The following is a 24772-nucleotide window of genomic DNA, read 5'->3' on the forward strand; positions in this document are numbered from 1 at the left end:
AGCTTGCTCGCGATACGTCAGTCCGGTTGATGCCGCTCTGACTGATACATCGCTATCGCGAGCAAGCTCACTCCTACAGTGGGTTCGCGGTGGATCACACCACGGCGAACACTGCTGGAGCCTTTGCTCTTACGAACCGCCCTTGTCACCCTTTTCATGGGTCGGGTCATAAGTGCGGGTCAGGTCGCCGCCAAGACGGAAGTTCTTGAACGGCTGCATCTTGTGTTTCTGTTCAAGTACGTCCGGGCCGCAGTCATACAGCGAGCAGTACGGTTCCAGCCAAGCGAATTTCATGTCGGTCTTCAGGTCCGTCATGTCCTGCTTTTCGCCATCGCGGGCGGCGAATTCGCTGCCGGAGTTCTTCACGCCAGCCAGCACGCGATCACCCAGACGCTTGAGCGCACCGTTGTTTTCCTGACGCAAATCGACACCGTTGGCCTGGGCGAAACTCGCGATCATGGCCAGAGGCGGAAGTGCGTAGTTGTGGTACGCCAGCGCACGCTGTTTGCGCTTGAGCTCGTTCGGCAGGAAACCTTGCGGGTCAACCTGATTGGCGCCGATCTTGAATTCCTTCACTGCCCAGTCAAACAGGTCTTGGCGATTGGTCGCGACTGCCGTGGACATCACGGCCCAGGCTGCCCAGTAGGAGTGGTTGTTAGTCTTGTCGAGCGGCAGATTGTTCCAGTCGCTAACGACGTGATCCGCCAGTTTGCTGAACCAGGCCTCAATCACCTGCGATTCCTGCTGGCGGGTGGCCAGAGGATGCGACTCGGAGAACTTCAGGCGCAGATAGGCTGACGACATGCTGCCCAATGCCCATTTGCGCATCGACTTGCCGGTGTGGTTGAAGTCGGTGGACTCCAGCGCATCGGCCTTGGCCCAGGTGGTCAGCATGTTCAGCGCGCAATCGAGCTGTTCCGGGCGACCGTCACGCATGTACTGCATCACCACCTTGCTGGTGGCGCGCTCCATGGTGGTGATGTCTTTGGTCGCATCACGAAAAGCCTGATCGGAGACCATATTCAGCGTCGCGCGGGCTTTGTCCGAACCTTCGTATTTGCTGCGAAACTGCAGCGGACCGGTGTAGGGCTGCGGAATGGAGTCACAGCTGAACTTGCCCTGGCCCGTCTTGAATTTCTCGACACCTTCGTAGTAACCCTGCGGCGGCACGAGTGTCGACGCAGCGCTGGCGCCGGTGGCGAACAGTGCGGAGGACATCATTGCCAGCGACAGAAGGGTAGGGAGCATCAGTTTTGGAGTGTGCATAAGAGCCTCATAACCCGGCTTGCGCGGTTTGATGCGCGACATTCGGGAACACGTTGCGTTTGCATACTTTCGCTTCGACCTGCTGTGGCGCAGCGCCCGCTTCCGGACCCTGCACTTCCAGTGCGAGCAATTGCTGGTCAGCCCAGTCTTTGTCATCGCGCAGTTCGAAGGAGAAGCGCCCGTCGGTTTCAGATGTTTCAGGTTTCTCGATCTTCAAGTCTTCGTGGCGACCGTTCATGTACCAGAGGCGCGCCTGAAGGGTTTTCACCGAGTTGTCGGCGAACTTGATGTCGATCTGATTACTGCCGTTGCGCACATCCTTGATGCCGTTTTTGCCGTTGACCAGCAACTCGTTGATCCCTGGTTTGAGGGTGGTGCTGGTGCTCATGATTGCCGGTTTGCCTTCACAGCCGTTGTCCAGCAGCGACATCATCTGGCGATAGATGGTCTCCTGATCCAGGCGGTAAAGCGGCGAGAATTCCCAGATGAGAATCTTCGGTGGGTGTTTCTGGAAGTCTTCGCTGCCCAGGTACTGCAGCATCGAACCTTCAAGGCCGCCGCCCGGGAAGGCGACGTTCAGCACATCAGCACCAATGTATTCCTGCAAAAAGCCGGCAAAGTTGTAGTTCTTGCCGCTGTGACTGGTACCCACCAGCGTGATCTCCGGATTGCCGGAGTCACCAAACAGGTCGCCGTCGGCTGCTTCGCCTTTGGGTTCCGTCTCGAACTGGTCCATGTACTGGATGGCGTAACTCGTGCCGCACAATTGACCGGCCATGTTGTGAAGAGTGCCCTTCTTGCCCATGCGACCTGACAGGTGGGTCTCGAACTCACGACGTGGAACACCGGCGAAGGCCTGCATTTTCTTCACAGAATCAGCGACGATTTTTGCTGTGCGCTGAGCGCCATACGGCGTCCAGTGCTGGTCACCGCGGAAGTAGAAATCATGGGCCTGTTGCTCGTTGGTCAACGGCGACAGGTCCGGCACGGTGTAGCCCATCTTCGCGAAACGACCGAGCATGGCCTGGTAGTTACGCAGCGCGGTGTTGTAGTCGAACTTGTCGCGCTCGGCCGGGAACAGCTTGTTGCGATCCACCAGCCCGCGGGTTGGCTGATACACCACGACCAGCTCTACACCCTTGCTCTTGAAGGCGTCGTGCAGCATTTGCATGCGGCGATAGCCTTCAGGCGTGGTGTCGAATTCGGTGCGCAGATCTTCGCGGGTCCGGAACAACCAGTCGCCCTGGGCCTGAACCAGCGTGGTGAAGTTCTGCTGGTAGCGGCTGACGTAGTTTTTTTCGTCGTGCGCTTCAGGGCACAGACTGCAGCAAGGCTCGGCCGTGAAGGTCGGGGCTGTAGTGTCCGCTGCATACGCGCTATTGCTGGCGGCGAACAGTGCAGCGGTCAGGCCCGAGAGGCTGAGCAGTTTGATCAAATGTGCGTGCATAGAAATATCTTCCTCAGTCCCGGAGTTGTTTCTGGCTTTCGACCGGGTCGATCAACACGGCTTTCTGTTGGCGCACCAGCAGATCGAGGATTTCGTCCTGACGGTCGCCCAGTACACCGTTGAAGCTGATCCCGCTGGCTTTGGTCGGTGCGAGCATCGAGACTTTGTACAGCTCGACGCTCAGAGGCGAGTCGATGGACAGCGGGCCTGAACCGTTGGAGGTCAGTTCGCCGCCGACCATGATCAGCGAGACTTCGGCATCGAACGGGTCGAGCTTGATGTCGCGGTCAGTGTCCGACAAGTCCTTGATGTGGCCATAGACGCCCATCAAACCGTTACCGATGGCCAGGTTTTCGTACAGCTTGATGTTGGTGCTGTTGCGAACCCGGATGCCGTGACGCTTGTTGGCGAACACACGATTGCCCCACAGCAGGTTGTCGGCACTCTCATACAAGGTGATGCCGTCGGTGTGGTTGCGGTAGATCTCGTTGTACGCCACCAGGTTGTTCACGCTGTTACGGTCAAGGACGATGCCGGACAGGTGGTTGTCGTAGCTTTTGTTGTTGATGATGAAGCTGTCGTTCACCTCACGGGAGACGATGATCCCGTGCTTTTTCTTGGTCCCGTACACCGTGTTCTCGGCAATGATCAGACCGTGGGAACGGTCATGGGGGTCGATGCCGTAGATGATGTTGTCGTGGTAGGTACTGCCCTTGACCACGAAGTCGCGGGTTTCATAGCAGTAGAAGCCGTACCACATGTCCGAGAAGTCAGAATTGACGATCCAGCCGGTTGGCTCGGCGCGGTTCATCTGCGCCTTCATGTTCGGTGTGTACTGGGAAATACTGACGCCGTACGACTTGCTGTTGTTGTAACCCAGGCTCGCCACTTTGGTGTTGAACATGTAAGTCTGGGTGCCACCCCAGGACAGCAGGAACGGGCGGAATTCCTTCGGCGCCTTGAACGTCGACGGGCCGTTGGACTTCTCGCTCCAGCCGGTCAGCTTGGTGTCGGACATGAACAGCAGGTTGTCGTTGACCAGAAACGCACCGGCATCCTGAGACAGGCGCAGCTCGGTGGTTTTCTTGTCGACTTCAAAGATGCCGTTCTTGCCGACAACGATCGGCAGACGCGCCAGAAAAACGCCCGGCGAGGTTTCGCTCAGGTACTGTTTAGGCACCTTCTTCGCCAGCTCCTGCAGGGTCATGTAGCCATCTTCGATGAAGATCGCCTGGGGGATGCCGTGCTGACGGGCCACCCATTCGGCCATCTTGTTGTCACCGCCGATGAATTCTTTCAGCGAGTCTTCCTGCATCATGCGTTTGATCGCAACCTTGCCCGGCTTGCTGCGCACGATCTTCTTCTGCATGGCCTGCTGGGTGTAACCCGAGAGGTCAGGCAGTTTTGGTTTGTCCATCAACAGCGGCTCAATGGGCGGACTGCTGATGGAGTAGGTCTTGGCCTGATGCAGGCCTTTGACCAGCACATCCTTGCCATCCGCCGGATGCGCCGCAGGGGCGGGAACCGGCAGCGGGCTGTTGGCCATGGCCGCAGTGCTGGCGAGCAGCAAGGCGCTGCTCAGCACAGCGCTTTCCAGCAGGGCATAGGGCCATGCCCGGTGACGCAATCTGCTTGCTTGACTGTTCATCTCATTGCACTCCTATCGCGGCTTGCATCAGAAGCGCCAGATGACGTCGACGATGGCGCGGTGCATGTAATCGTCTACACCGCTGTGGTACGCATCGCCCGGTTTGAACACGCCTGCACGCAGACGAATCAGCGCCGACGGTTCGTCGAACGACTGGCTTACCGCAGCAGGCAGCAGGCCTTGCTTGAAGTACTTGGTGACGACGAGGTCCATTTCCTGGCCCAGGTCCTTGCGGCCGTCTTCGAGGGGCAGCGAGGCAAAGGTGCTGACGCCATCGTCATCGACATTTTCCTGAGCAGGGTTGATGCCTGCGCCGCCGATGCCCGAATGGCCGTCGACGCGACGGAACTTGTGGTAGATCAGCGAGGCGTCGTACTCGTCCTGCATCTGCCAGGACGCGAACAGCGAGCCCGACTCCACGTTGGCCATTTCGCCCTGGAACGCTTCACCGAAGCGATGCACGCGCGAGCGGGTACCGGTCCAGTTCGAGCGGTTGCTTTCCAGACCGTTCTGCTCGTAGTTCTTGCTGGCGCGGGAGTAGGCGCCGCCCACTTGCCACATCGGGTCCAGTCGGAAACGCAGGCCCAGGTCGGTGGCCCAGCCGTTGACGTTTTCGCTGTTCTTCTCACCGGCCACGTACTGATCTTCGGCCGCGTTGTAGGTGGTGCCGATGCGGTCACGATCGCCGGTCAGCCAGGTCAGGCTGCCCCAATAGTTGACGGTGTTCAGGTTGCGGTAGTTGTACGCGTCGCTGTTGGCCTGCAGACCCAGCCAGGTCAGGTCGCCACGCGAAGTCTTGTCCAGGTCGTCGATGGCTGAGCCCTGTTGTTTCAGGCTGCCGCCGTCATGACTGTGGTGCGCACGAACGCCTGCCCATTGGCCTGGCGTCCACTGGTATTCCACGTCGCCATACAGGTGCGAGCGATCCTTGTCCTGTGCCGACAGCTCGGTCAGGTCGGTACGGTATTCGCTGAAGCGCTGGGCGGCGCCCACTTCTGCCTTGAGCAGGGTGGTGTCGAAGGTCCAGTTCACCGCTTCGATGTTGGTGTCGTGCCACTGACCGTCGTCATTGCGCAGACGCTGACGACCGACTTTCAGGATCTCGCCAGGGTAAGGCGTGAAACCGCTGTAGCCGATCCAGAATTCGCGCAGGGCAGCGTAGCTGTCATCCACTTTGCGGCTGTTCGACGTGCTGCGTGAACGCTGGGCGCTCTGGCCGTTTGCGTCAGTGACCTGCTGATCCAGCGGGTCGGTCTGAATGGTGTCGGTAGCGGTAACTACCTGGCCCATCGCGTAACCGCTCCAGTTGCCCCACTCGCCATAGGCCCACGGACGCAGATCCAGACCGACACCGTTGACGTCGCCACCGCTGCGGGTGCCGAGGTCACGGTCGTCTTCCATCTGGCCGGTCGCTTTGACTTCGATGCCGAAATTCTGAGTGTCGGTCAGGGCTGCCAGTGTCGGCGTGGCCCAGATCAGGGAGAAGCCCAGACCGAATCCGGCCGCCATCAGAGGGTTCAACTTAAGCTTCATAGAGGTGCGTCCCCGCCGTCTTTTTCTTCTTGCAGTGTCTGCAAGGCCAACGCGTTTTGCGCGGTTGTGCCGCGGACCTGCTGTTCTCGCTGGAGAAGGCTCTGCGCCTGGGCGCGCTTCTCAGGCGGCAATTGTTCGTTCAGTTGTTGCGCAAGATCCGTCGCTTGCGGCGTGCCCTGAGCCAGTGCGAGCTGGCCGAAGACCCATGCGTTGACCGGATCAGGCTTGATACCTTTGCCTTGCGAAAACAACTGCGCGAGGGCGAAGTCGGCACTGTTCTGGCCACCGCGTGCGGAGGTCAGCAACTGGTCGACAGCTTTCTGCGGGTCTGGATGGCCCAGATAACCCCGGCGATACAGCTGACCCAGGTAGTAATGCGCGGAGATTTGCGTCGCAGCGGCCTTGGTCAGGTGCTCTTCGGCTTTCTTCGCATCCGGCAAGACCAGCTTGCCTTCGTAATACAGCTTGCCCAACAACAGTTCGGCGCGCGGTTGATCCGCAGCACGGCCGTTGTCCAGGTATTCCATCATCTTGTTGACGTCGCCCAGTTCGGGGAAGTCGTACAGCAACTGCGCCAGGCTCACCCACGAAGCGGGGTAACCGGGGGCAACTTTCTCCAGCAGCGATTGCGCGGTCTTTTCGTCCGGCTTGCCGATTGTCGAATCCGCCAGCACGCGAGCGACGCTGTCGACACGCATGGCAGGCACGCTGCCCATGGCGTAGCCGCTTTGCATCTGCTCGATCAGCGCAGCCTGTTTGTCGGCTTCGCCACGCTTCTGGTAGACCGTCGCCAGCTCGGTGTAGCAAACGTCGGTGGTGCGCAGGGCTTGCTTGCAGATGCTTTCGACTTCAGCCAGATGCTGGTCGTAGGTGCCCTGGGTGCGATACAGCAGCACCTGGGCCAGACCCGCTTCCGGGTAACCGCCAGCGCGCCATTCGTTGATCTTCTGCTGCGCGTTCACGTTCGGGAACGTGTGCGGGTATTGCAGATAGAGCATCGCCAGCGGAATCAGCGTGCCGGCTTCGCCATTGGCGAAGGCTTTCTTCAGCAGACCTTCGGCTTCACGTTGCTCGGCTTCGGTGGAGTTCGGCTTGACCGCCAGCAACTTGCCCAGGCGCGATTGCGCCCGAGGCGAAGTGGCGGCTGCAGCGCGATACGTTGCCTCGGCCTGCTTGATCAGCTCCGGGTCGCGGGTACCCACCTGGATATCCGCGAGGCCGACCTGTGCATCGCTATAGCCCAGGTCCGCCAGTTGCCGATAGTTTTGCTCCGCCAGCGCGGTGTCGCCGCGTTTCAGGGCTTCGTTGGCCAGGCGCTGATCGGGCAGGCCGGCACAGCCGCCCAAACCGATAGCGATCGCCAGGCTCAACAATGTAGGGGCTGACAAGCTTCGTAGTGGGCTAGCCATGTTTAGAAACCTGCCGCCGTGGCTTTATCGATCAACCAGTTCAGCGACGGGCCACGAGTGCTCACCACTTCAACCGGGCGACCTGCCAGGCTGCTGTTGATGGCTTCGTCAGGCTGGATCTGAACGCGGATGTCAGAAGACAGGTCAGCAGGGCTCAGAGCCGTGGCGCTGACGATCTTGCCGCTGTGGTCGCCGTCTTCGCCAGCGACCTGGAAGGTCACGCGAGCGCCCGGCTGTACATCGGCGAACTGACGATAGGTGAAGCGAGCATCGACATTGGCGGCGACGTTGCGCGGGACCATCTGGAAGATCACTTGACCTTTGCTGGCGTATTGACCGTCGGCGACCAGTTGCTTGGCCACGACGCAATCGCAAGGGCTGGTCATGGTGCCGGCCAGTTGACGACCGAACAGTTCTTCGATTTTGGCCGGCTGCATTTCGTCCGGGTCCAGGTTGCCTTTCAACATGTCCAGCATGCTGGTGTTGAAGGTCGCCAGCGGAGCGCCTTTGGCGACGTTGCCGTTAGGGGCGACCAGGCTGGTCACAGTGCCTTCACGTGGCATAGTGACATCCAGGCTCGGCACGCTGACCAGGCCCGACGTGGAGTGGCTGACGAAGTACATGCCGTAGACCGATTTGGCGACGAAGCCGAACGCAATCACACCGACGGCGAAGATGCCGATGCTGAAGGTCACGGCACGCAGACGACCGAATGCGCTCAGGCCGCTGCCGCCGTCCTTGGATTTGCGTGCCTTGGTGAAGTTATCGCGCTGCAGGGTCGCGAGCACTTCGCCCATGCTGATGAGGTCGCCCGACAGGTGCGAAGTGATCAGATGACGCAGAGTCGAGATGTCTTGCGATTCCAGATTCTGGAACTGGCAGCCGACACGGCCGGTGCTCGAATCGATGGTGCGCACCTGCAGGTCGACGTCCATGGCCAGACCGAGGTTGTCGATCAGGAACTGCAGACGACCCTTGATGACCTCACCGACGGCTGGACGCAGGTTGGCAGGCGCTACAAAGCTCAGACCGCCTGCGGAAAGGTCCTCGACACGCACCAGCGGAGCGTTCGGCTGACCATTGAGCAGTCGCAGTTTGGCCGGGATCTTGACCCGTGCGTGCTGACGCTGGGCTTCGGATTCATGTACGACATTGGCATTCACGGCTGTATTCATGGTGGTAATTCCTGATTAATCGAGTTGATCCATTGTTTCGGTCAGAGGCCCGGTCAGACCATTGTCAGCAGCACGGCAACGAAGATGCTGCCAGCCGAGAAAGTCATGGTCCGCGACGACCAGGTGTTGAACCAACCCTGGAAGCTGGCCATGTCGCGGCTCAGTTTTGTGTCCTGGCGGGTCCAGGACTGTCGGTCGAGACGGAAGAAGACGTAGATCTTCATCAGTGCGCCAACGATCTGGTTGTAATAGAGAATCATCGGATAGGCCGGCCCGATCTTGTGGCCGCTGCACGACAGCAGCAGCGTCAGGATCAGGCGGGTGATGCCAATCCAGAGCAGGTACGCCAGCAGGTATTCGATACCGAACTTCAGGCTCGCCAGCATCGCGACGGTCAGGCCAAGGATCGACGTCCACATCGACACGCGCTGGTCGAACAGCACGATGCTGGTGAAGACCCCGAGACGACCAACGCCCAGACCCAATGCACGGGAGTTCTGCCGAAGGTTGTTGCCGTACCAGCGGTACATCAGCTTGCGGCTGGCCTTCAGGAAACTTTTTTCCGGCGGGTGCTCAACGGTGTTGATCGCGGCATCCGGCACGTAGAACGTGTCGTAGCCCAGGCGCATCAGGCTGAACCAGCTGGACTTGTCGTCGCCGGTCAGGAACTTGAAGCGGCCCAGACGCCAGTGCTGCAGCGAGTCGCTTTCCACGTCGGCGATGAACGCCGGGTCCGTCACCACGGTGGCGCGAAACACCGACATACGGCCGGTCATGGTCAGCACGCGCTTGGACAGCGCCATTGAGCACATGTTGATGTGACGCTGAGCGAAACGCAGCTTGTGCCACTCGCTCATGATGTAGCCGCCGCGGACTTCACAGAACTCGTTGGTGGTCAGTCCGCCGACATTGCCGAACAGCTGGAACCACGGAACGGTTTTCTGCACCACGCCTTCAGCCAGAACGGTGTCACCGTCGATCACCGCAACCACGGCGCGGTCGTCGGGCATGTGGCGGGAGATGGCGCGGAAACCGAACGCCAGGCCGTCACGCTTGCCGGTACCGGCGATGCGCACGAAGTCGAGCTTCACGTGCTCCGGCGGGTTGTATTTGGCCCACAGTGCCTTGACCAGCAGCTCGTCGGACATTTCCACCAGGGAGCACACGATGGTGGTCGGGAAGCCGCATTTGATGGCTTCGCGAATCACCGAGCTGTACACCTGAGCGGTGGTCAGCGCATCGATACGAAAGCTGGTGACCATCAGGAACACGTGGGATGGATCGGCTGCCTTGCCCAGCTTGCGCACTTTACGGCGCAGGTGCGGGTAGACGATGTACAGGAAAATCATGCCGCGCACGAAGTGCGTTGCGCCCATCGAGTAACGCCAGATGCCGACGATACCGATCAGGAAAATAAAATCTTTGGAGTGCGAGTCAAACAGCGATGCAGGCAGCGCCATGGCTATGGCCGCCAGCAACGTCAGATAAAACAGCCAACCTGCGGCCTGGAGGAAGCCGTGCTTCAGCCTTTGCATAGTGTGTATCCCTAAGTCAGTTGCAACCTCAAGCCGCAAGCTTCAAACCTCCAGTCGCTGGCGCTGACGCCCGGGACTGGAGGGATGAAGCCTGAAACTTGCAGCTCGTGGCTTGCAGCTCGCTGTGTGTTACCAGCAGATACCTTCGATTTGACCGTTTTCGGTGGTGGTGCCTTTCATGAAGCCCACCAGGTCAATCACACGCTTGCCGGCTGGCGCGTTGTTGGCGAGTGCACGGAAGCGCTCGTCGCGGTTACCCAGGATGATCACGTCGGAGTTGTTGATGACCGCGTCGAAGTCCGAGTTCAGCAGGGACGAGACGTGCGGGATCTTGGACTCGATGTAGTCTTTGTTGGCGCCGTGAACGCGAGCGTATTCGACGTTGCTGTCGAAGATGCTCAGGTCGTAGCCTTTACCGATCAGCATTTCTGCCAGCTCGACCAGTGGGCTTTCGCGCAGGTCATCGGTACCGGCCTTGAAGCTCAGACCCAGCAGGGCGACTTTGCGAGTGTCGCTGGCGGCGACGATGTCGAAAGCGTTCTGAACCTGGGAAACGTTGCTGCGCATCAGGGAGTTGAGCAGGGGGGCTTCAACGTCCAGAGAGCTGGCGCGGTAGGTCAGGGCACGGACGTCTTTCGGCAGGCAGGAACCGCCGAACGCGAAGCCTGGGCGCATGTAGTACTGCGACAGGTTCAGAGCCTTGTCCTGGCAGACCACGTCCATCACTTCACGGCCGTCGACGCCGACTGCCTTGGCGATGTTGCCGATTTCGTTGGCGAAGGTGACCTTGGTCGCGTGCCATACGTTGCAGGTGTACTTGATCATTTCGGCAACGGCGATGTCCTTGCGGATGATCGGTGCGTCGAGTTCTTCGTACAGGGACTGCAGAACGTCACCGGACGCCTTGTCGAATTCGCCGATAACGGTCATTGGAGGATGGTCGTAGTCGGCAATCGCGGTGCTTTCACGCAGGAATTCAGGGTTGACCGCGACACCGAAGTCGACGCCGGCTTTCTTGCCCGAGCAGTCTTCGAGGATCGGGATGACAACGTTTGCGACGGTGCCCGGCAGAACGGTGCTGCGCACGACGATGGTGTGACGGGTGCTCTTGTCACGCAGTACGAAGCCGATTTCGCGACAGACCGATTCAATGAAGTCCAGCTCCAGATCGCCGTTCTTTTTGCTTGGCGTGCCGACGCAGATCATCGACAGGTCAGTGTCGCGAATGGCGGCGGAGAAGTCTGTGGTGCCGCGCAGTTTGCCGGTCTTGATGCCGGTTTCCAGCAACTCGCCCAGACCTGGCTCAACGATTGGCGATTTGCCTTTGTTGATCAGATCGATCTTGGCGGCGGAGATGTCCACGCCAACAACATCATGACCACGCGCCGAGAGGCAGCCTGCGCAGACTGCACCGACATAGCCCAAACCAAAGATGCTGATACGCATAGTAATCTCCTCGATGTTTACGCCATTAGTTGGCCGAATATAAAAACTGTCTTACAACTTTTGCGCACTCGTACGCACGGCAATGAATGTCGCGTGACAAGCACAGGCAGAATTAAGGGGTGAGTTACCTATATGAAAGGCAAACCCGAATGTTACAGATCAAAAGTGTCGAGTAGCCCATACATATTTATATAGGTTCCCGATCTGGGATGTGGCAGGCACTCCAGCGGATGGTTTGCGCGTCGTGCTCAGGCGGTCAAGGACAAGGCTTTTAGCCGTCTCCCGATGAATCAGTCCCGATTCACGACTGCGGGCACCCGAATGGTGCTAGCTCAATTCACTTCAACTAGTTTGGTGCGTGACTCCTTGTACGTACCACTTGACCGACGGGTCTAACTTCGTTGAGAAGCAACTTCCAGATCTGTCCATGTGCCATGTAAGAGATGTCCTACATGGGGGACGAGAATTGTTACGGGATGTAGGAGCGTGGGCATTCCCCATAAGTTCCGGGCCGCTCGTCCTCTTTTTGAGATTTTTCGTAACACCAGGCGGTTTTCAGCAGGATCCAACGTGGGGCCAACCAAGGTTTGAGCCTTAGTTTGTAAGGCTTTGGCCGACGTGCAGACTGGAGTGTCACTCGTTCAAATCAACGTACCGAAATCTGAAAAAAAAGTTGTTAAATTTTTGAGAAAAAAAAGAGCACTTAGTTTCTGACTGTTAGTTGGCGCCAATTAGTCGGCAGCACTACCGTTCGTCCGCGCAAACTGCAGGTTATGAACTAAGTAAGTGTGGGAATTTGCGAACAGCGTCACTGTTAATCTTTACTTTCGGTTGGATGGATAGACGCATTCGAATGATGGGACCAACCGATGCGCACTAAAAATGCAAGGCAGGTCTCCTGAGAAGTGCACCGAAGTGGGATTGAATGACGTCGCGGCGCCCGTCAACCATTGAAGACGGGCGATGCTTGCAGGCGAGAGGACGGGTAGGTGCAGGTCAGGCGTCTTGCTCATCGCGCAGGAAGATGAGCTTGTCCGGGGAGGACAGCTCTTTGCTGTATCGATAGCCGTGAGCATCGAACTGCGTCAAGTCTTTGGGCTTGCTGATACGCTCGGAAATCACGAAGCGAGTCATCATGCCCCGGGCTTTCTTGGCGTAGAAACTGATGATCTTGTACTGACCGTTTTTCTGGTCGCGGAACTCGGTTTCGATCACGCGGGCATTCAGTGCCGGACGCTTGACCGCTGAAAAGTACTCGTTCGACGCTAGGTTGAGCAGCACATCGTCGCCTTGTTCTTTCAGCGCTTCGTTCAGCCACTCGCTGATGCGGTCGCCCCAGAATGCGTAAAGGTCCTTGCCCCTGGCATTGGCCAGCTTGGTGCCCATTTCCAGGCGATAGGGTTGCATCAGGTCCAGAGGACGAAGCAATCCATAGAGCCCGGACAACATACGCAGGTGCTTTTGGGCGTACGTCAGATCGGGTCCGCTCAGGGTGTCGGCGTCGAGACCGGTGTACACGTCACCCTTGAATGCAAGCAGCGCCTGTTTGGCGTTTTTTGGGGTGAACGCCGGATTCCAGCTGCCAAAGCGGGCGGCATTGAGGCCGGAGAGCTTGTCGGACAGATGCATCAGCTCACCGATCTGCGCCGGGGTCATGTCGCGCAGCTGGTTGATGAGCTCCTGAGAGTGATCCAGAAATTCCGGCTGGGTGTAGCGCTTGGTGGTGGGCGGTGTTTCAAAATCGAGGGTTTTGGCTGGGGAAATCACCATCAGCATGGGCAGGTCTCCTTTGATCGTCGGGCGATTCTAGGGGTTGCGTGCGGATCACTCCAGCTATGGTGTCGATAGGCGCGCTCCTGCAGCAGCGGTGCCGGAATCCGGCATTCTGGCCCAAGGCAAATCCGCTATAGTGCCTCGCCGGTTTTCGGCCTCTTCATCAAGGATTGGGAGCACGTCGTGTTGCGCATGCTGTTATTGATCGGAGCCTGTTTGCTGGGGCTCAACGCACAGGCGGCCACGGGCGATATTGCGATGCTGGATCGCGCAGTCTGGCCGGAGGCTCTCGAAACGCCGCAGCTGTTCGACGTGGCGTCTCGTGCGCAAATTCTCAGCTTCGCCCATCAGTTGCTGGAAAGCGAAAACCTCAGCGACGCCCAGCTGAGTGCGCGTCTGGGCCTGCGGCAGATCAACCTGCCGACGGTGAACCTGATCCGCACACGGCTATGGACGCGGCTGTTCGAGAACTGGACATTCGCTGAAAAAAACTGTGAAGCCGACGCATCATTCTGTGTGCTGGTTGACGACGTGCCGATGCTGCGTCAACGCGCCGCCGAATACAAAGTGGCCGATGATTCCTTCTATGCCAAGTGGGCTGCGCCGGCCGATGCCTTCAACCAGCGTTATCTCAACGAACTGTTGCGCATGGCCGCCTTGTTCCCGCAGACCAGCAGCGAGATCGAGCGCTACAACTCCGACGAACTCAGCGGCGAAGAAATGCCCGACAGGACCTTCCTGCTCAATTTCGAGAGCGGTCCGACCGTTGCTGACGGGGCGACTGACTGGCTGGCCGACTTCATGCGCCAACAGAAGATCACCGCCACGTTCTTTGTGCTGGGCAAGGCCCTGCAAAGTCGTCTGGACAGCACCTCGCCCCAGGCGCTGCAAACGCTCTACCGCCAGCAATGCGTCGGCCTGCAGGGCTGGGAGTTCAGGTCCCACGCCCACTGGCGGGACTGGCAAGACTCCATCGAGCGCACCGCCGCGCTGGTTCAGCAGGTGCTGCCGGACAATTTCGTGCCGCTGTTCCGCCCGCCTTACGGCCATCGTCGTGCCGACAGCGCGCCATTCTTCCGCGACCAGCAGCTGCGAGTCTCTCTGTGGAACATTGATTCCCAAGACAGTACAGGACGCATCAGCGCCGAGCAGGCTGCCAACCGGGTGCTCACGCTGATGCTGCTCTGGCGGCGCGGCAATGTGGTGTTCCATGACAGCACAGACAAACCGCAGCAGGCGGTGCCATGGCTGATGGCCAATACCGCGCAAAGCGGCGTGATGTGGGAAGACTGCCATATCTATCCGCAGCAGTTGGCGGACGAAGAAGATGCACCGGATGAGGAGGATGATACGCCCGACGATGACGCCGCAGACGAACCAGCCGAGCAGCCGGGCGCAGCGGTTGAGCAGACGGTGCCGCCAGTGAAAGAAGGGGAACAATGAAAGGGTACGTGGGAAATTTCTGAGGATTTGTCCCGGACCGGACTTCCGACTTTAAACGCGGCTGACCCATCCGCCAAGGGCTAATTGTCCCCCCGAGAAATAAACTTCAAAAAGCGCCGAAACGCGTTTTTATGTCATCGGTTTTGCGGTATTACGACAACAGACCGCCGAACCCTGCAACACAGGTGGCGTCATTCCAGACCCCACTTTGCGCAATTTTCTCCTGCCTCAAGGGGAAAGCCTCGGCGGCCTTTTCGTGGCGCAGCATCGCTGTGTGTTGCGTCACTTGGCTACTACAAAGGTGAGCGAGTATGGATGACCACGGACGCACCCCTTCCTCTAACCAGCCAATCCTTTACGTGCTCGATACCAACGTATTGATCCATGATCCAAACGCGCTTCTGAATTTCGAAGAACATCACGTTGCACTCCCCATGACGGTCCTGGAAGAACTGGACAAGCTCAAGGCGGGCAAGCACTCGGTGGCTGCTGAATGTCGGCAGGCGATCCGGTTGATTGACAAGACACTCGGCGAAGCGACCCCGGAGGAGGTTGAAAAAGGCGTACCGATCGATCGCGGTACAGGCGTATTCAAGGGTTATCTGTCCATCCTCATGAACAAGCGGCAAGAGCCCAACCGGGTGCTGCCTGACAACCTCAATGACAACATCATCATCAACCAGCTGATCGACCTGCATGCGCGGAAAAAGGACACGCGCATCGTACTGGTCACCAAAGACATCAACATGCGCCTGAAGGCGCGGGCCTGCGGCATCGAGGCCGAGGACTACAGCACCGACCAACTGGTCGACGACGTGTCGATGCTGTCCCGCGGTTACCACACCATGACCGGCTCTTTCTGGGACCGGGTGAGCAAAGTCGATACCCGCCAGGATCATGGCCGTACCTGGCACAAAGTGCAGATGATCGAGCAGATTCCGTCTGTGCACATCAACGAGTTCATCATCGATGAGCAAGGCTTCGTCGGTTGGGTCAAAGGCGTCAAGCCTGACGAGCTGCTGTTGCTGGACATGCACCAGGAGCCGCTGCTGCACCAGGAAGCGTGGGGGCTGAAACCGCGTGACATCTATCAGGGGCTGGCGCTGTTTGCGCTGCTCGATCCGGACATTCATCTGGTCAACCTGTCCGGCGCGGCCGGTTCGGGCAAGACCATTCTTGCCCTGGCCGCTGCCATCGAGCAGACCATGGTCAGCAAGCGTTATCGCCGCATCATCGCCACCCGAAGCGTGCAGGGGCTCGACCAGGAGATCGGCTTTTTGCCCGGCACCGAAGCAGAAAAGATGGAGCCATGGCTCGGCGCGATCACCGACAACCTGGAAGCGTTGCACATGGATGATGAAAACACCCATGGCAGCGTCGATTACATCCTGAGCAAGGTGCCGCTGCAGTTCAAATCCCTCAACTACATTCGCGGCCGAAGCTTCCAGCAGAGCCTGATCCTGATCGATGAATGCCAGAACCTCACGCCGCACCAGATGAAAACCATCATCACCCGTGCCGGCGCGGGCTCTAAAGTGGTCTGCCTGGGTAACCTGGCGCAGATCGACACGCCTTATCTGTCGGCAACCAGTTCGGGGCTGACCTACCTGACGGAGCGTTTCAAGGACTTCCCCAACGGCGTGCACATCAGTCTGCAAGGTGTTCCACGCTCGATCCTGGCTGAATACGCGGAGAGCCATCTCTAAAAGTTTCAAGCGTCAAGCCTCAAGCTGCAAGCTCGCGCTCACTCAATGTCGCTAGCTTGTAGCTTGTAGCTTGTAGCTTGTAGCTTGCAGCTTGTGGCTAGCAGTCCTAACTCCCTACAATCCCCGCTCCTGTTCAGGAGTCATCCCGTGCTCACTCATCTCGATTCCCAAGGTCGCGCCCACATGGTCGACGTCACTGAAAAAGCCGTGACGTTCCGTGAGGCGGTGGCCGAAGCGCGCGTGCGCATGCTGCCCGAAACCCTGCAAATGATCGTCGCAGGCGGGCATCCCAAAGGGGACGTATTTGCCGTCGCGCGCATCGCCGGCATCCAGGCCGCGAAAAAAACCAGCGATCTGATTCCCCTCTGTCATCCGTTGATGCTCACCGGCGTGAAGGTCGAACTCACCGCTGAAAGCCCTGACACCGTGCACATCGTTGCGCGCTGCAAACTCTCCGGCCAGACCGGGGTGGAAATGGAAGCGTTGACCGCCGCCAGCATCGCCGCCCTGACCATCTACGACATGTGCAAGGCGGTTGACCGCGGCATGACCATAGAACACGTGCGGTTGCTCGAAAAGCTCGGTGGCAAGAGCGGACACTTCATCGCCGACGACCAGGTGCTCGCCCAATGACCATTCACGTACAAGTCCAATATTTCGCGCGTTTTCGCGAAACCCTCGGCACCGAGAGCGAGAACCTCGAAGGCTCATTCGCCACCATCGACGCCGTGCGCCAGCATTTACTCGAGCGCGGCGGTGTGTGGGAAGTGCTGAGTGAGAAAGGCATCATGTGCGCCCGCAACCAGGAGCTGTGCTCGCTGGACACGGCCGTCGAACCGGGCGATGAGGTGGCGTTCTTTCCGACCGTCACCGGAGGTTGATATGGCCGTTCGAGTACAAGCCGCCGCGTTCGATCCGGGCGCGGAAGTCAATGCCATGCACGACGCCAACGTCGGCGTGGGTGCGGTGGTCAGCTTTGTGGGCTATGTGCGGGATTTCAACGACGGCCGTGAGGTCGCGGGGATGTTTCTCGAGCACTACCCCGGCATGACCGAGAAGGCGCTGCTTAAAATTGTTGATGAGGCGCAACAGCGCTGGCCGTTGCTCAAGCTGGAAGTGATTCATCGCGTGGGCGAGTTGGAACCGGGCGAGCCAATCGTGTTCGTCGCGGCGGCCAGCGCCCATCGCCAGGCCGCGTTCGAGGCCTGTGATTTCGTCATGGACTACCTGAAAACCCGCGCGCCGTTCTGGAAGAAGGAAAACACTTCAGAAGGGCCGCGCTGGGTTGAGGGCCGCGACAGCGATCACATGGCTGCAGATCGCTGGAAATAGGCTGCGGGCTCAGCATTCGCAGGCGCGTGGCGTCATTCCGCCGCAGGAATCGCTCGCTGCACGCGCACCACCGGTCGCAGCAACACGGTCGGCGGCGTTTCGCAGCTGATCTTGCGGCCCAGCTTCTCTTCGATCGACGGCAGCTGATACGAATCGTCTTCCCCGGCGAAGCTGATGGACACGCCGTCTGCGCCTGCACGACCGGTGCGGCCGATGCGGTGCACGTAGTCGTCCGGTACTTCCGGCAGGGTGAAGTTGATCACGTGGCTGATGCCGTCGATGTGAATCCCGCGACCGGCGACGTCGGTGGCCACCAGCACGCGAATCTTGCCTTCGCGGAAACCTTCCAGCGTCTTGATGCGCTTGTGCTGCGGCACGTCGCCTGACAACTGCGCGGCATTGATGCCGTCACGCACCAGACGTTCTTCAATGCGTCGCACTTCATCCTTGCGGTTGGCGAACACCATCACCCGCTCCCAACCGTGGTCGTTGATCAGGTTGAACAACAGCTTGTACTTGTCGGCGCCGGCCACGGCATAGATGTGCTGCTCGACGGTGTCGCTGGCGACGTTCAGGGATTCGATCTCGACGATCGCAGGGTCCGTCGTCCACTGCTTGGCCAGGTTCATCACGTCTTCGGTGAAGGTGGCGGAGAACAGCAGCGTCTGACGTTCGCCCTTGTGCGGAGTCTGGCGAATGATCGAGCGGACCTGAGGGATGAAGCCCATGTCGAGCATGCGGTCGGCTTCGTCCAGGACCATCACCTCAACCATGTCCAGGTGCACTTCGCCGCGCTGGGCGAAGTCCAGCAGACGGCCTGGCGTGGCAACCAGAATGTCGCAGTGGCGCGCTTCGAGGTGCTTGAGCTGCTTGTCGAAATCCATGCCGCCCACGAACGTCATCACGTTGAGGTCGGTGTATTTGGTCAGCGCCTCGGCGTCCTTGGCGATCTGCACCACCAGCTCGCGGGTCGGCGCAATGATCAGCGCACGGGGTTCACCCATGTAGCGCTCTTTCGGCGGAGGCGTCTGGGTCAGTTGAGTAATGATGGAAATCAGGAAGGCGGCGGTCTTGCCGGTGCCGGTCTGGGCGCGGCCGATGGCATCGCGGCCTTTGAGGGTGTAACCCAGAACGCCGGCCTGAATTGGCGTGCAGTACGGGAATCCCAGGTCCTGGATCGCGTGCATCAGTTCGGGAGCGAGGGGGAAATCGTGGAAACGGGTTTTGCCTTCCTGGGGTTCGACGACGAAGTCTTCGGGTTTCCAGGGAATGACGACGGGCTTGGGCGCACGTTCTCGGCGCGGGCGTTCAGCCCTAACGGGCGATGTAACGGCCGGTGCGGTGGCTGCCAAATGCTCGGGCGCAGGCACGTGCACTTCTGCTGCTGACGGTTCCCGCGAGACGCTTTCGGTCTGGCGCTGGGGGACGGGGAGGGGAGCAGCAGGCGCGAGCGGCTCAGCCTCGCTTTTTCCGAACATCTTTTTAAGTGCTTTGAGCACGGTGATCTCATCGATAGATTTAGGAATGTACGCCGGGGAGTGTAAAGCAAGAACCCGGCGCGGCGTAGTGTCCTAGCAAATCCGCAACGTAATTGGAAGGATCAAATGAGTGGACTAGCGAAGCTTATCCGCGAGCCAGACACCTATGTCGGAAATTTCCTGCGGTAACACTTCGTGCTCCATTGGGTATTCCTGCCATGTCACGGTGACGCCCTGAGCCTTCAAATGCTCGTAAGCCGCTCGCCCCATGGCATGCAGAACCACCGGGTCATTGCTGCCGTGCAAGCAATAGGCCGGGATGCGTTGCTGGCTGGCGGACAAGCTCATTTCGTCGCTGAAAGTCGGTGCGTACGTGGACAGCGCAAGTACGCCGCCGAGGGGGCCTTCCCAGCGCAGGAAGGCGGTGTGCAACACCACGGCGCCGCCCTGGGAAAAGCCTGCCAGGAAGATTCTGGCCGGGTCAATTCCGCTGTCCCGTTGCTGTTCGATCAGTTTGATGACGTCTTGTGCCGAGCCTTCCAGCTCGCCGCTGTCGATGGCGCGGGCCGGGCTCATGGCTTTGATGTCGTACCAGCTGGGCATCGCGTAGCCACCGTTGATGGTGACGGCCCGGGTCGGCGCCTGCGGCAGAATGAACCGCGTGGTCTTCAGCGTCTTCTGCAGCATCTCGGCCACCGGCAGGAAATCGTAGCGATCAGCCCCCAGGCCGTGTAGCCAGATGACGCAGGCGTCGACTGCCAATTCCGGGTCGATGATCAGCGGTTCAGTCATGTGTGCTCCATTAGTGTGCGGCACCTCTGGCACAGCGCTTTAAGGCGGTGCGTCAGCTCGTGTGCGGATGAATGAAAGATGTCGCAAGGTTACAAGTTTTGATCTTGACCTGTCGCTAATTCGACATTGCCAGCATGGTGGTACGGGCTTTGCTACACAACCCGCGGAGTGAAGGCGCTCACCTCGGGCGGTAACACTAATAGGCTATCGAGCAGACAGCCGCGTGTTGCGTCAGAGGCAGCATGGAATCATCGAGCAGGATTCCCGGCACGATTCGCTTTGAACCTCGGGGTTCAAGGACATCATGGGGCTTCAGTCTGCTGGACTCGCAACATGCTGAACACGCGATGACCAGATGCCTGGCGTCGGTGGCGGTAAACGGGTTCAACGTCGCATGACCCAAAAACAAGCCAGCACGGGTCATGAATGCCTCACAAGGGTGCGACGGGGCTAAGGCTCCCACACAACAAAGAGCAAACTGGAGGTTTGAATGAAGATGTTGAAATCCACCCTGGCTGTAGTGGCCGCCGCTGCAGCGCTCGGTCTGACCGGGTTCGCTCAAGCGGGTGCCAAGCTGGACGCCATTCAGAAGAAGGGCTTTATTCAGTGCGGCGTCAGTGACGGTCTGCCAGGCTTCTCGGTTCCAGATGCAAGCGGCAAGATCCAGGGCATCGACGCCGACTTCTGCCGCGCTGTTGCTGCCGCGGTGTTTGGCGACGCGACCAAGGTCAAGTTCAGCCAGCTGAACGCCAAAGAGCGTTTCACTGCGCTGCAGTCCGGCGAAATCGACATCCTGTCGCGTAACACCACCTGGACCAGCTCCCGTGACGCGAGCATGGGCCTGGTCTTCCCGGGCTTCGTGACCTATTACGACGGCGTTGGCTTCCTGGCCAACAGCAAGCTGGGCGTGAAAAGTGCCAAGGAACTGGACGGCGCGACCATCTGTATTCAGGCCGGTACCACCACTGAGCTGAACGTGTCGGACTACTTCCGCGCCAACAATCTCAAGTACACCCCGATCACCTTCGACACCTCCGACGAAAGCGCCAAGTCGCTGGAATCCGGTCGTTGCGACGTACTGACCTCCGACAAATCCCAGCTCTACGCACAGCGCTCCAAGCTGGCCTCGCCGAAGGACTACGTCGTTCTGCCTGAAACCATCTCCAAAGAACCGCTGGGTCCTGTTGTCGCACGTGGCGATGAAGACTTCAGCACCATCGTTCGCTGGGTGGGCTACGCGCTGCTGAACGCGGAAGAAGCAGGCGTGACGTCGAAAAACGTTGAAGCCGAAGCCAAATCCACCAAGAACCCGGACGTAGCCCGCTTGCTGGGTGCCGATGGCGATTACGGTCCGCAGCTCAAGCTGAAGAAAGACTGGGTCGTGCAGATCGTCAAGCAAGTCGGTAACTACGGCGAAATCTTCGAGAAGAACCTGGGCGCAGCCACTCCTCTGGAGATCGCTCGCGGTCAGAACGCTCTGTGGAACGCTGGCGGCATTCAATACGCACCACCAGTGCGTTGATTGACCTGCACCCGGCTGCGTGAATCGCAGCCGGGCGCTTTGTTGCATTTCTTCCGGGGCACTCCATGCAAAATCAAATCAGCGCACCCAAGCAGAGGCTCAGCCTCAGCGACCCTAAAGTGCGTGCGTGGCTATTTCAGATAATTACGGTTGTCGCCGTAGTCGCGATGGGTTGGTATCTGTTCGATAACACCCAGACCAACTTGCAACACCGGGGTATCACCTCAGGTTTCGGTTTCCTTGAAAACAGTGCCGGCTTCGGCATCGCGCAGCACCTGATTCCGTTCACGGAGTCGGACACCTACGCGCGGGTTTTCCTGATCGGTTTGCTCAACACGCTGCTGGTGACGTTCATCGGCGTGATCCTCGCGACCCTGCTGGGCTTCATCGTCGGCGTCGCGCGCCTGTCCAACAACTGGATCATCAACAAGCTGGCGACGGTTTACGTTGAAGTCTTCCGTAACATTCCGCCGCTGCTGCAGATCCTGTTCTGGTACTTCGCCGTGTTCCTGACCCTGCCGGGGCCGCGGGCTGCCCACGGGTTTCTCGGCTCGTTCTTCGTCAGCAGCCGTGGCCTGAACATGCCGGCCGCGATTGCCACCGATGGGGCGTGGCCGTTCGTGATCAGCGTGGTGCTGGCCATTGTCGCCATCGTGCTCACGGCGCGCTGGGCGAACAAGCGCTTCGAAGCCACGGGCGTACCGTTCCACAAGTTCTGGGCAGGCGTTGCGCTGTTCATCGTGATCCCGGCGCTCTGCGCGTTGATCTTCGGTGCGCCGGTGCATTGGGAAGTGCCCGAGCTCAAAGGCTTCAACTTCGTTGGCGGCTGGGTATTGATCCCTGAACTGCTGGCCCTGACCCTCGCCCTGACGGTCTACACGGCGGCATTCATCGCCGAAATCGTGCGTTCGGGCATCAAGTCGGTGAGCCACGGCCAGACCGAAGCGGCGCGTTCTCTGGGCCTGCGTCCAGGGCCGACGCTGCGCAAGGTCATCATTCCGCAGGCGCTGCGGGTGATCATCCCGCCATTGACCAGCCAATACCTGAACCTGGCGAAGAACTCGTCGCTGGCCGCCGGTATCGGTTACCCGGAAATGGTTTCGCTGTTCGCCGGTACCGTGCTCAACCAGACCGGTCAGGCGATCGAAGTCATTGCCATCACCATGAGCGTGTACCTTGCGATCAGTATCAGCATTTCCCTGCTGATGAACTGGTACAACAAGCGCATTGCGCTGATCGAGCGGTGAGGAAACGCGCATGACATCTCATACTTTCAAACCCGACATGCCACCGCCGAGCAAAGTCTTCGGCCCGGTGGCATGGATGCGCCAGAACCTGTTCTCGAGCTGGATCAACACGCTGTTGACCCTGTTCGCGATCTACTTGATCTGGCTGGTTGTTCCACCGCTGCTGAGTTGGGCCATCTTCGATGCCAACTGGGTCGGTACCACGCGCGAAGACTGCACCAAGGCCGGCGCCTGCTGGGTGTTCATCGAACAGCGCTTCGGCCAGTTCATGTACGGCTACTACCCGCAGGCACTACGCTGGAGGGTTGATCTGACCGTCTGGCTGGCGATCATCGGCGTCGCGCCGCTGTTCATCAAAGTGATGCCGCGCAAGGCGATCTACGGCCTGTCGTTCCTGTTCATCTACCCGATCGTTGCGTACTTCCTGCTGCACGGCGGTGTGTTCGGCCTCGACCTCGTTGCGACCAGTCAGTGGGGCGGCCTGATGCTGACCCTGGTGATCGCCACAGTGGGTATCGCCGGCGCGTTGCCACTGGGTGTAGTGCTGGCTTTGGGGCGTCGCTCCGAAATGCCGGCCATCCGCGTGATGTGCGTGACGTTCATCGAGTTCTGGCGGGGCGTTCCGTTAATCACCGTGCTGTTCATGTCGTCGGTAATGCTGCCGTTGTTCCTGCCTGAAGGCATGAACTTCGACAAACTGCTGCGCGCACTGATCGGCGTGATTCTGTTCCAGTCGGCGTATGTGGCCGAGGTGGTTCGGGGCGGCATGCAGGCCATTCCGAAAGGTCAGTACGAAGCGGCTGCGGCCATGGGCCTCGGCTACTGGCGGCGCATGGGCCTGGTGATTCTGCCGCAGGCCCTGAAGCTGGTCATTCCCGGTCTGGTCAACACCGTGATCGCGTTGTTCAAGGACACCAGTCTGGTGATCATCATCGGCCTGTTCGACCTGCTCAACAGCGTCAAACAAGCTGCCGCCGACCCCAAGTGGCTCGGCATGGCGACCGAGGGTTACGTGTTCGCGGCCCTGGTGTTCTGGATCTTCTGTTTCGGCATGTCCCGCTACTCCATGCACTTGGAGCGTAAGTTGGACACAGGCCACAAGCGTTAGGAGTTTTGTGATGAGTGAAGCTATCAGTAAGCCTCTGGGCGCCGAAGGCATGATCCGGATGGAAGGCGTACACAAGTGGTACGGCCAGTTCCACGTGTTGAAAGACATCAACCTGAACGTGCGTCAGGGCGAGCGCATCGTCTTGTGCGGCCCGTCGGGTTCGGGCAAGTCGACCACCATTCGCTGCCTCAACCGTCTGGAAGAACACCAGCAGGGTCGCATCGTGGTCGATGGCACCGAACTGACGTCGGACCTGAAGCAGATCGAGACGATCCGTCGCGAAGTCGGCATGGTGTTCCAGCACTTCAACCTGTTCCCGCACCTGACCATCCTGCAGAACTGCACGCTAGCGCCGATGTGGGTGCGCAAGATGCCCAAGCGCAAGGCCGAAGAAATCGCCATGCACTATCTGGAGCGCGTGCGCATTCCGGAGCAGGCGCACAAGTATCCGGGCCAGCTGTCCGGTGGTCAGCAACAGCGTGTGGCGATTGCCCGCGCGCTGTGCATGAAGCCGAAGATCATGCTGTTCGACGAGCCGACCTCGGCCCTCGATCCGGAAATGGTGAAAGAGGTGCTCGACACCATGGTCGGCCTGGCGGAAGAGGGCATGACCATGCTCTGCGTGACCCACGAGATGGGTTTCGCCCGGACCGTCGCCAACCGCGTGATCTTCATGGACAAGGGCGAGATCGTCGAACAAGCCGCACCGAGCGACTTCTTCGATAATCCGCAAAGCGACCGTACTCGCCTGTTCCTCAGCCAGATCCTGCACTGAGTCAGGAGCAACGCACCACAGAAACCCGGGCCCAGTGCCCGGGTTTTTTATGGCCGATCCCCTGACGTTTGCCGCGAAACTGTACCCAATCCTCGTAAAACTTGTGTTCTCTGCCGATCTCCAACAGGATTACTGCT

The 24772-nt window shown here is 59.3% G+C and carries 19 protein-coding genes and 1 pseudogene; 9 read left to right on the plus strand and 11 right to left on the minus strand.

Annotated elements, in window-relative coordinates; translation table 11 throughout:
* Positions 1-129: 129 nt before the first annotated feature.
* From QMX88_RS12090 to yaaA, 9 genes are all read right to left on the minus strand, one after another.
* Complete coding sequence (locus tag QMX88_RS12090; RefSeq protein WP_192171838.1) at positions 130-1266, minus strand: mannuronate-specific alginate lyase; 1137 nt, start codon at positions 1264-1266, stop codon at positions 130-132.
* 7 nt (positions 1267-1273) lie between these two features.
* Positions 1274-2713, minus strand: coding sequence for an alginate O-acetyltransferase (locus QMX88_RS12095; protein ID WP_282369539.1), 1440 nt, complete (start codon positions 2711-2713; stop codon positions 1274-1276).
* Between the two features lie 13 nt (positions 2714-2726).
* The gene (gene algG, locus QMX88_RS12100; RefSeq protein WP_282369541.1) at positions 2727-4361 is read right to left on the minus strand and encodes a mannuronan 5-epimerase AlgG; all 1635 of its coding nucleotides are present in this window, start codon (positions 4359-4361) and stop codon (positions 2727-2729) included.
* A 27-nt stretch (positions 4362-4388) separates the two neighbouring features.
* Positions 4389-5894: an alginate export family protein gene (locus tag QMX88_RS12105; protein ID WP_192171835.1), complete on the minus strand. Its 1506-nt coding sequence runs from the start codon at positions 5892-5894 to the stop codon at positions 4389-4391.
* Positions 5891-7303 carry an alginate biosynthesis TPR repeat lipoprotein AlgK gene (gene algK, locus QMX88_RS12110; protein WP_133772048.1) on the minus strand — a complete coding sequence of 471 codons (1413 nt, stop codon included), beginning with the start codon at positions 7301-7303 and terminating at the stop codon, positions 5891-5893. Before algK ends, QMX88_RS12105 begins: the two co-directional genes overlap by 4 nt.
* A gap of 2 nt (positions 7304-7305) precedes the next feature.
* Positions 7306-8478, minus strand: coding sequence for an alginate biosynthesis protein Alg44 (locus QMX88_RS12115; RefSeq protein ID WP_282369544.1), 1173 nt, complete (start codon positions 8476-8478; stop codon positions 7306-7308).
* 53 nt (positions 8479-8531) lie between these two features.
* Positions 8532-10013, minus strand: a complete 1482-nt coding sequence (gene alg8 / locus QMX88_RS12120; RefSeq protein ID WP_192171833.1) for a mannuronan synthase — start codon at positions 10011-10013, stop codon at positions 8532-8534.
* Positions 10014-10142: 129 nt separating this feature from the next.
* Positions 10143-11459, minus strand: coding sequence for a nucleotide sugar dehydrogenase (locus QMX88_RS12125; RefSeq protein ID WP_192171832.1), 1317 nt, complete (start codon positions 11457-11459; stop codon positions 10143-10145).
* 996 nt (positions 11460-12455) lie between these two features.
* The gene (gene yaaA / locus QMX88_RS12130) at positions 12456-13235 is read right to left on the minus strand and encodes a peroxide stress protein YaaA (protein WP_282369550.1); all 780 of its coding nucleotides are present in this window, start codon (positions 13233-13235) and stop codon (positions 12456-12458) included.
* A gap of 183 nt (positions 13236-13418) precedes the next feature.
* On the opposite strand from yaaA, the pseudogene QMX88_RS12135 reads away from it, so the two are divergent.
* The 5 genes and pseudogenes from QMX88_RS12135 to moaE all read left to right on the plus strand — a co-directional run.
* A pseudogene (locus tag QMX88_RS12135) lies at positions 13419-14609 on the plus strand (polysaccharide deacetylase family protein); the annotation flags it as partial.
* Positions 14610-14986: 377 nt separating this feature from the next.
* Positions 14987-16381: a PhoH family protein gene (locus QMX88_RS12140; protein WP_065991946.1), complete on the plus strand. Its 1395-nt coding sequence runs from the start codon at positions 14987-14989 to the stop codon at positions 16379-16381.
* Between the two features lie 147 nt (positions 16382-16528).
* Positions 16529-17014 (plus strand): cyclic pyranopterin monophosphate synthase MoaC, encoded by a 486-nt coding sequence (gene moaC, locus QMX88_RS12145; protein ID WP_282369556.1) that lies wholly within the window; start codon positions 16529-16531, stop codon positions 17012-17014.
* A 2-nt stretch (positions 17015-17016) separates the two neighbouring features.
* Positions 17017-17262: a MoaD/ThiS family protein gene (locus QMX88_RS12150; RefSeq protein ID WP_192171893.1), complete on the plus strand. Its 246-nt coding sequence runs from the start codon at positions 17017-17019 to the stop codon at positions 17260-17262.
* A gap of 1 nt (position 17263) precedes the next feature.
* A complete protein-coding gene (gene moaE / locus QMX88_RS12155) occupies positions 17264-17713 on the plus strand; it encodes a molybdopterin synthase catalytic subunit MoaE (protein ID WP_282369558.1) in 450 nt (149 codons plus the stop codon).
* Positions 17714-17745: 32 nt separating this feature from the next.
* Here moaE and rhlB read toward each other — a convergent pair whose 3' ends face one another.
* Positions 17746-19212: an ATP-dependent RNA helicase RhlB gene (gene rhlB / locus QMX88_RS12160; protein ID WP_282369560.1), complete on the minus strand. Its 1467-nt coding sequence runs from the start codon at positions 19210-19212 to the stop codon at positions 17746-17748.
* Positions 19213-19326: 114 nt separating this feature from the next.
* Positions 19327-19983 carry an alpha/beta hydrolase gene (locus QMX88_RS12165; protein ID WP_282369562.1) on the minus strand — a complete coding sequence of 219 codons (657 nt, stop codon included), beginning with the start codon at positions 19981-19983 and terminating at the stop codon, positions 19327-19329.
* A gap of 490 nt (positions 19984-20473) precedes the next feature.
* On the opposite strand from QMX88_RS12165, the gene QMX88_RS12170 reads away from it, so the two are divergent.
* The 4 genes from QMX88_RS12170 to QMX88_RS12185 all read left to right on the plus strand — a co-directional run bounded on the left by QMX88_RS12170 (position 20474) and on the right by QMX88_RS12185 (position 24635).
* Positions 20474-21505 (plus strand): amino acid ABC transporter substrate-binding protein, encoded by a 1032-nt coding sequence (locus QMX88_RS12170; RefSeq protein WP_122535855.1) that lies wholly within the window; start codon positions 20474-20476, stop codon positions 21503-21505.
* Positions 21506-21570: 65 nt separating this feature from the next.
* Positions 21571-22752 (plus strand): amino acid ABC transporter permease, encoded by a 1182-nt coding sequence (locus QMX88_RS12175; protein ID WP_282369566.1) that lies wholly within the window; start codon positions 21571-21573, stop codon positions 22750-22752.
* Positions 22753-22762: 10 nt separating this feature from the next.
* Positions 22763-23860 carry an amino acid ABC transporter permease gene (locus QMX88_RS12180; protein WP_192171824.1) on the plus strand — a complete coding sequence of 366 codons (1098 nt, stop codon included), beginning with the start codon at positions 22763-22765 and terminating at the stop codon, positions 23858-23860.
* 10 nt (positions 23861-23870) lie between these two features.
* A complete protein-coding gene (locus QMX88_RS12185) occupies positions 23871-24635 on the plus strand; it encodes an amino acid ABC transporter ATP-binding protein (protein WP_282369568.1) in 765 nt (254 codons plus the stop codon).
* The last annotated feature ends 137 nt before the right edge of the window (positions 24636-24772 follow it).

This window comes from Pseudomonas sp. PS02290, assembly GCF_029960075.1.
Classification (GTDB): domain Bacteria; phylum Pseudomonadota; class Gammaproteobacteria; order Pseudomonadales; family Pseudomonadaceae; genus Aquipseudomonas.

Excerpts from the sequence above, each read along its gene's own strand:
- alg8 (WP_192171833.1), bottom strand. The coding sequence starts at position 10,013 with ATGCAAAGGCTGAAGCACGGCTTCCTCCAGGCCGCAGGTTGGCTGTTT.
- QMX88_RS12140 (WP_065991946.1), top strand. The coding sequence starts at position 14,987 with ATGGATGACCACGGACGCACCCCTTCCTCTAACCAGCCAATCCTTTAC.
- QMX88_RS12165 (WP_282369562.1), bottom strand. The coding sequence starts at position 19,983 with ATGACTGAACCGCTGATCATCGACCCGGAATTGGCAGTCGACGCCTGC.
- QMX88_RS12175 (WP_282369566.1), top strand. The coding sequence starts at position 21,571 with ATGCAAAATCAAATCAGCGCACCCAAGCAGAGGCTCAGCCTCAGCGAC.
- QMX88_RS12185 (WP_282369568.1), top strand. The coding sequence starts at position 23,871 with ATGAGTGAAGCTATCAGTAAGCCTCTGGGCGCCGAAGGCATGATCCGG.
- QMX88_RS12180 (WP_192171824.1), top strand. The coding sequence starts at position 22,763 with ATGACATCTCATACTTTCAAACCCGACATGCCACCGCCGAGCAAAGTC.
- QMX88_RS12170 (WP_122535855.1), top strand. The coding sequence starts at position 20,474 with ATGAAGATGTTGAAATCCACCCTGGCTGTAGTGGCCGCCGCTGCAGCG.
- yaaA (WP_282369550.1), bottom strand. The coding sequence starts at position 13,235 with ATGCTGATGGTGATTTCCCCAGCCAAAACCCTCGATTTTGAAACACCG.
- QMX88_RS12125 (WP_192171832.1), bottom strand. The coding sequence starts at position 11,459 with ATGCGTATCAGCATCTTTGGTTTGGGCTATGTCGGTGCAGTCTGCGCA.
- QMX88_RS12105 (WP_192171835.1), bottom strand. The coding sequence starts at position 5,894 with ATGAAGCTTAAGTTGAACCCTCTGATGGCGGCCGGATTCGGTCTGGGC.
- QMX88_RS12115 (WP_282369544.1), bottom strand. The coding sequence starts at position 8,478 with ATGAATACAGCCGTGAATGCCAATGTCGTACATGAATCCGAAGCCCAG.
- QMX88_RS12095 (WP_282369539.1), bottom strand. The coding sequence starts at position 2,713 with ATGCACGCACATTTGATCAAACTGCTCAGCCTCTCGGGCCTGACCGCT.
- algG (WP_282369541.1), bottom strand. The coding sequence starts at position 4,361 with ATGAACAGTCAAGCAAGCAGATTGCGTCACCGGGCATGGCCCTATGCC.
- algK (WP_133772048.1), bottom strand. The coding sequence starts at position 7,303 with ATGGCTAGCCCACTACGAAGCTTGTCAGCCCCTACATTGTTGAGCCTG.
- moaE (WP_282369558.1), top strand. The coding sequence starts at position 17,264 with ATGGCCGTTCGAGTACAAGCCGCCGCGTTCGATCCGGGCGCGGAAGTC.
- QMX88_RS12090 (WP_192171838.1), bottom strand. The coding sequence starts at position 1,266 with ATGCACACTCCAAAACTGATGCTCCCTACCCTTCTGTCGCTGGCAATG.